Genomic DNA, 6,239 nt, shown 5'->3' on the forward strand with positions numbered 1-6,239 from the left:
AATTAGCGGCTATACTCTCCATTCGTAAGTAGGCACCCAAAAGAATTATACTTACCCAAAGGAGAGTGTGAGATGAAACGGTATGCCGCCGATCCCATGATCGAGAACAGGCGCAAGTCTCCGCCGTCCACGGAAACCGATCCGGTCATCGAGGCGCTGGTTGAGGATATCATCGCGAAAGTGGCGGACAAATGGACGATGCTGATCCTTGAGGTGCTGGAAGAGCATGGCACGCTTCGCTTTACGCAGATCGGCAGGCTGGTCGGCACCATCAGCCAGAAGATGCTGACGAAAACGCTGAGGCAGATGGAAAGCGACGGACTGGTGCGCCGCACCGTGCACCCAGTCATTCCACCGCATGTGGATTATGGCCTCACGTCTCTCGGAGAGACCCTTGGCAGCGCCTTTTGCGGCGTGTGGATATGGGCGGAAACCCACCATGCGGAAATAGAAGAGGCGCGGCGCCGGTTCAATGAACAGCCGCCGCGCCCCGCTATCGAATAAAATGTCGCCTTACGCGAACTGGCTGAGGCCCGGAACCGAAGCGATCACCTGATCGACAGTCTCATCGCCCGCGTGCTGGCGAGCAACGGCGATGGTTTCCTTGGCGAGCGTGGTGATTTCGCTCATGCCGATGCCCTGGCTCATCAGTTGCTGGCCGAGACCCATGATGCCGCCGCCGCCGATCGCGCTCATCAATCCGCCCAGCAGACCGCCGCCGCCAGCGCCCTCGCCATTATACTGTGCCACGAGATCGCTGGCACCCGGAATGGCTTCGATCATGCGGGCGATCGGACCATCTGCCGCCTCGCGCTGGAGAAAACCCAGAATCATGCCAACAGCCTTTTCGGCCAGCGCAGGGTCTATGCCCGCCTTTGCGGCGATCTGGTCAACGACTTCGTTCATTCTTGCCTCCTGTTGAAAAACGACGCCAACACCGAATAACTGACGTTAACGTCAACGTAAAACAATCTCATGCCGCATTCAAGCGGGCGGCAGGCGGGTGCGGCAACTTTCATGAAGCGGTTTTTCTTCATCGCCATCAAGCAGTTGTTGCGCCTTGAAACTGTCCTTATAAGATCATCACAACCATACTATGAAAAGGCCGCTTTGGCAGTAGCGGCCAGAGGGTGCCGTAAAAGTTCAATTCGGACATGACCATCTTCAAATCGATCGCGATTTAAGGGGCATGCATCAGTCGCAGGAGAAAATGGTCGATGTTGCAGGACGGACAGATCTATATCGGGACCAGCCGCAATCCGGACGACAGCCTGAATAAGGGTGAATATCTGGAGCTGAAATTCGGCAACCGCCACGGCCTGATCACCGGCGCAACGGGCACGGGCAAGACCGTGACCCTGCAGGTTCTTGCCGAAGGTTTCTCGCAAGCCGGCGTTCCCGTTTTCTGCGCCGATATCAAGGGCGACCTTTCCGGCATCGCCGCCCAGGGCGAAACCAAGGACTGGGTGCAGAAACGTGCCGAACAGATCGGTTTCACGGATTTTTCCTATGGCAAATCGCCGGTGATCTTCTGGGATCTCTACGGTGAAAAAGGCCATCGCGTGCGCGCCACCATTGCCGAAATGGGCCCGCTGCTGCTGGCGCGACTGATGGATGCTTCGGAAGCCCAGGAAGGCGTGCTCAACATCGCCTTCAAGATCGCCGATCAGGGCGGGTTGCCGCTGCTCGATCTCAAAGACCTGCAATCGCTGCTCAACTACATGGGCGAGAATGCTAGTGCGCTGTCCAGCCAGTTCGGCCTGATTTCCAAGACCTCTGTCGGTTCACTGCAACGCGGGCTGCTGGTTCTCGAACAGCAGGGTGCCGCAAACTTCTTCGGCGAGCCGGCGCTGAATATTGCCGACATCATGCGCGTCGGCACGGACGGGCGTGGCACGGTTTCAGTTCTCGCCGCCGACAAGCTGATGATGAACCCGCGCCTTTACGCCACCTTCCTGTTGTGGATGCTCTCGGAGCTCTTCGAGGAACTGCCGGAAGTGGGCGACCCGGAAAAGCCGCGTCTGGTGTTCTTTTTCGATGAGGCGCATCTGCTGTTTAACGACGCGCCAAGGGTGCTCGTCGAGCGCGTAGAGCAGGTGGTGCGGCTTATCCGCTCCAAGGGTGTGGGCGTCTACTTCGTGACGCAGAACCCGCTGGACGTGCCGGAAACCGTTCTTGCCCAGCTGGGCAACCGCGTGCAGCATGCGCTTCGCGCCTATACGCCGCGCGAGCAGAAGGCTGTGCGCACCGCAGCCGATACGTTCCGCCAGAACCCCGCCTTCAACACAGCCGACATCATCACCACGCTCGGTACGGGCGAGGCTCTGATTTCGACCCTGCATGACAAGGGCGCGCCCTCCATCGTCGAGCGCACCCTTGTGCGGCCGCCCTCGGGCCGCGTCGGGCCGCTCACCGATGCCGAGCGCAAATTGCTGATGGATACCGGCCCGCTTGCCGGTCAATACGACAGGGATGTGGACCGGGAATCGGCCTTTGAAATCCTCAACGCACGCGCCCAGAAGGCTGCGGAAGCCGAAGCCGCCAAGCGCGCGGAAGAGGAAAATGCCTCCAGCCAGTCCGACAGTGCCTCGGGACGCTGGCGCCTGCCCGGTTTCGGCGACGAGGAACCCACAAAGGCCTCCACCACCGGCGCCCGCAAGACGAGCGGTTATCAGCGCGAAACCGTGATCGAGGCGGCAATGAAAAGTGCCGCCCGCTCGGTTGCCACATCCGTGGGCCGCGCCATCGTGCGCGGCATACTGGGAAGCCTGAAGCGTTAAAACAGATAATCCGCCCGGCCTCGATCAGCCGGACGGATTTTTTCCTGTTAGCGTGACGGTTCAAGGCTCGCGATAGAAAATCATGCCGCCGTGGTAAAGCACATCGTCGATGAACTCGCCATCGGCGGTAAAGCCAGTATCATCCCAATAGTCGATATGGTTGCCCCTCACCTCGTAACGCCCCTGATAGGCGCTTTTGCGTTGGCCGCGCGCCTCGTCGTAGCGGCCATCAGGCAAAAGCTCCTGACGGATATGGCCGTCGCCGGTGACCCACATGCCGATATAGGGGTGGCTTTCGGTCTGGGCCATCTTGTCCATATTCCCTTTCACGGCCCGATCCTCCCTATGCGGCGGTCGGGCGGACGACGATTTCATTGACGTCCACGTCGTCGGGTTGTTCGATGGCATAGCGGACTGCGCGGCCAATGGCGTCCGGCTTCAATGCTATGGCTCGGTAGCTTTGCATCAGCTCCGCAGCGGCCGGATCGGTGATGGTGTCGGCAAGTTCGCTTTCCACCACCCCGGGATGAACGCAGGTGACCCGCAGGTCGCGGTTTTCCTGTCGCAGCCCGTCCGAAATCGCCCGCACCGCAAATTTCGTCGCGCAATAAACGGCAGCCGTGGGCGAAACGGCCAGTGCGCCGATGGAAGCGATGTTGACGATGTGGCCGGAAGCACGCGCGGTCATCTCAGGCAGAACGGCGGCGACGCCATAAAGCACGCCCTTGATGTTGACGTCGATCATGCGGTCCCATTCATCGACCTTGAGGGACGACATCAACGATAGTGGCATGATGCCGGCATTGTTGACGATGACGTCGATCCGTCCGAACGCCTTGCGTCCCGCCTCGGCAAAATCCTCGACACTCTGCCTTTCCGTGACATTAAGGGGATGGACGACAACCTCAGCGCCCGTTTGGCGCAGTTCGTCGGCCAAAGCCTGCAAACGGTCCATGCGGCGCGCACCCAGAACCAGTTTCGCGCCTGCAGCGGCAAGTTCTCTGGCGATACCCTCACCTATCCCGCTCGACGCACCTGTTATGAGAATAACTTTGTTCAATGTCATGGCTTTCTCCTTGGCTTTACGGCCCGCTTTTTCGAGAGGAGGCCGTTGCAGGAAAGATAAAGCTTTGCCATTGTCGTGATAATTACCTTAATTATAACCTCCATGGATAGATTTACTAACCAATGAATGTTGATCTCAACGCGCTTTCCACCTTCTGCATGGTTGCCGAGGAACGCAATTTTCGGGCTACGGCGGACAGGCTCGGCGTAACACGGTCAGCCGTCAGCCAGACCATCCGCAGGCTTGAAGAAACGATGGGGATAGCGCTCGTTCAGCGCACAACGCGCAGCGTTAGCCTGACGGAAGCGGGGCAACAGCTTTACGCCGATGTTTCGCCATCCATCGGCAACCTCATGCAAGCGACACAGGCCGCCTCTTCCCTGAGTGGAATGCCTCGGGGGCAATTGCGGCTTGCCGTTTCCTCGATAGCGGAGCGCTTCTTGTCCGGGCCATTGCTGGCGCGCTTTGCTGAAATCCATCCGGAAGTGCAACTCGATATTGTCGTGACGGATGAGGAATTCGATATCGTCGCCGAACATTACGATGCCGGCGTGCGTCTGGGGGAGCTGATCGCGCAGGATATGATTGCCGTTCCGGTTTCCGGGCCGCAGCGGCAGCTCGCCGTCTGTTCCCCGCAATATCGAGATCGCGTCACCTTACCGACGCAGCCGCGCGAACTGATCCATCACAGATGTATCGGCTGGCGGCCTCGTCCGGACGTTGCGCCATATCGGTGGGAATTTGCCGAAAACGGCCGGGAATTCGCGGTCGCTGTCCAGCCGGACTTCACCACCAACGACATGCAGTTGATGATAAAGCTGGCCTGTGCCGGCGCCGGCATCACATTCGGCATGGAAGAGACCTTCCGTCCCTACCTGGAGAGCGGCCAGCTTGTTTCCATGCTGGAGGACCATTCTCCGACTTTTGCGGGATTTTATCTCTATTATCCCAATCGACGTCATCTTGCGCCGAAGCTCCGCGCCTTTATCGATCACGTTCGGCTACCGAGAAACCGGTAATCTGCCGAAGTAACCTCCGGCAGATCGTTATGTCAGCCCAGAAGGTTTACTTCTTCTGCGACAGGAGCGAGAAGAATGCGCCCTGCGGGTCCTGGCAATTGACGATCCAGCTCTCGCCGGGAACCTCCATCGGGCCGTTGACGACCTTGCCGCCACCGGTGCTGACCCGGGTGATGGCGTCATCGATGCCGTCGACGTTGAAATAATAACCCCAATAACAGGTGGGCGCACCCGCCATGCATTTCATCATGCCGCCGACGACCTTGCCGTTATGGGCGAAGATGCGATACGGGCCCATTTCTGCGCCCATGTCAAAATCATGGTCCTTGGTCCAGCCGAAGACCTCACCGTAAAAGGCTATGGCGTCGTCGACATTGTTGGTGGCAAGTTCGTACCAGCCGACGTGACCCGGCAGGTTCTGCGTCTCCTGCGGAAAACCGCCGGTTTCCATCGGCAGCGGCGTCATGATGCACAGAACCGCACCGGAAGGATCAGCCACCACGGCGAAACGGCCGATCTCCGGAATATCCTGCGGCGGACGCCTGACCGAACCGCCCTTTTCCGCGAAAAGTTTTGCCGTGGCGTCCACATCGTCAACGCCGACATAACCGGTCCAGTTGGGAGGAATGCCCTGGCCCTTGTGTTCTTCGGTCAGTTCCATGATGCCGCCCATGCCTTTGCCATCGGCTTCCAGCACCAGATAGGGCATTTCCGGCGAACCGAAATCCTTGGTCTGCCAGCCGGCGACATGACCGTAGAAGCGGGCACCCTGCTCCATGTCAGGCGTCATCAGTTCAACCCATATGAATTTTCCGTGTGTATCGGACATTGAATCTCTCCGGGGTTATGGCGTCATTTTTCTGGCGATCGGCCGCCGCGCGACGCGGCAGCGCATTATTCGGCGTGATCGGGCAAATTCCGGCGGGGCGTCACGCCTTGCGCTGGAACTCCGATGTCATGAAGGTCTTGAAACTGCCATCCGGCTGCCGGACGCTGCCGGAAAAGCTGCGGTTATTGTCGTCGTGCAGCACCAGCACGTCGCGATAGGTATCGATGCGGCCGGAACCGTCAAAGGCCGGTCCTTCCGCTTCGAGTGTCAGGGTCTTGCCGTCGTCTTCCAGCCAGCCCTTGTAGACCCAGAGATTGGTCATCATCGACCCCACCCAGGTGCCGACGAAATGGCCCTTGGCAGGGTCGAAACCCACGGTGATGACAGCCGTCATCTCCGTCCCGTCAGGCATCTTTCCGGTGCCGTGCCCGATGATCCACAGCCCGCCGATGGAGCTGACGGTTTCGGTGAACCGCTGGGCGGGATCATGGGGATCGTATCCCTCATGCCCGGAACTGGCGGTCATGACCCAGTCGCCGACGATC

Annotated in this window: 8 protein-coding genes; 3 read left to right on the forward strand and 5 right to left on the reverse strand. The window is 59.3% G+C overall.

Going from position 1 to position 6,239, the window contains the following annotated elements; translation table 11 throughout:
- Window positions 1-72 precede the first annotated feature (72 nt).
- Window positions 73-504, forward strand: a complete 432-nt coding sequence (locus tag T18_RS05120; RefSeq protein WP_038490213.1) for a winged helix-turn-helix transcriptional regulator — start codon at window positions 73-75, stop codon at window positions 502-504.
- A gap of 9 nt (window positions 505-513) precedes the next feature.
- Here the strand turns inward: T18_RS05120 and T18_RS05125 are convergent, their stop codons facing one another.
- On the reverse strand, window positions 514-906 hold the full coding sequence (locus T18_RS05125; protein ID WP_003511926.1) for a hypothetical protein: 393 nt from the start codon (window positions 904-906) through the stop codon (window positions 514-516).
- Window positions 907-1,217: 311 nt separating this feature from the next.
- On the opposite strand from T18_RS05125, the gene T18_RS05135 reads away from it, so the two are divergent.
- Entirely contained in the window at window positions 1,218-2,780 is a 1,563-nt protein-coding gene (locus T18_RS05135) for a helicase HerA-like C-terminal domain-containing protein (protein WP_013635664.1), read from the forward strand.
- Between the two features lie 60 nt (window positions 2,781-2,840).
- Here the strand turns inward: T18_RS05135 and T18_RS05140 are convergent, their stop codons facing one another.
- Window positions 2,841-3,098, reverse strand: coding sequence for an Atu4866 domain-containing protein (locus T18_RS05140; protein WP_198848186.1), 258 nt, complete (start codon window positions 3,096-3,098; stop codon window positions 2,841-2,843).
- Between the two features lie 25 nt (window positions 3,099-3,123).
- Complete coding sequence (locus tag T18_RS05145; protein WP_038490210.1) at window positions 3,124-3,846, reverse strand: SDR family oxidoreductase; 723 nt, start codon at window positions 3,844-3,846, stop codon at window positions 3,124-3,126.
- Window positions 3,847-3,968: 122 nt separating this feature from the next.
- Between T18_RS05145 and T18_RS05150 the strand changes: the two genes are divergently transcribed.
- The gene (locus T18_RS05150; protein WP_025592731.1) at window positions 3,969-4,865 is read left to right on the forward strand and encodes a LysR family transcriptional regulator; all 897 of its coding nucleotides are present in this window, start codon (window positions 3,969-3,971) and stop codon (window positions 4,863-4,865) included.
- 46 nt (window positions 4,866-4,911) lie between these two features.
- Here T18_RS05150 and T18_RS05155 read toward each other — a convergent pair whose 3' ends face one another.
- Both T18_RS05155 and T18_RS05160 read right to left on the reverse strand, forming a co-directional pair.
- Entirely contained in the window at window positions 4,912-5,694 is a 783-nt protein-coding gene (locus T18_RS05155; protein ID WP_025592729.1) for a VOC family protein, read from the reverse strand.
- Between the two features lie 100 nt (window positions 5,695-5,794).
- A partial coding sequence (locus T18_RS05160; protein ID WP_323455191.1) for a DUF1579 domain-containing protein occupies window positions 5,795-6,239 on the reverse strand: 445 nt, incomplete at its 5' end.

The sequence above is a fragment of the Rhizobium sp. TBD182 genome (assembly GCF_001950375.1).
GTDB lineage: Bacteria > Pseudomonadota > Alphaproteobacteria > Rhizobiales > Rhizobiaceae > Agrobacterium > Agrobacterium tumefaciens.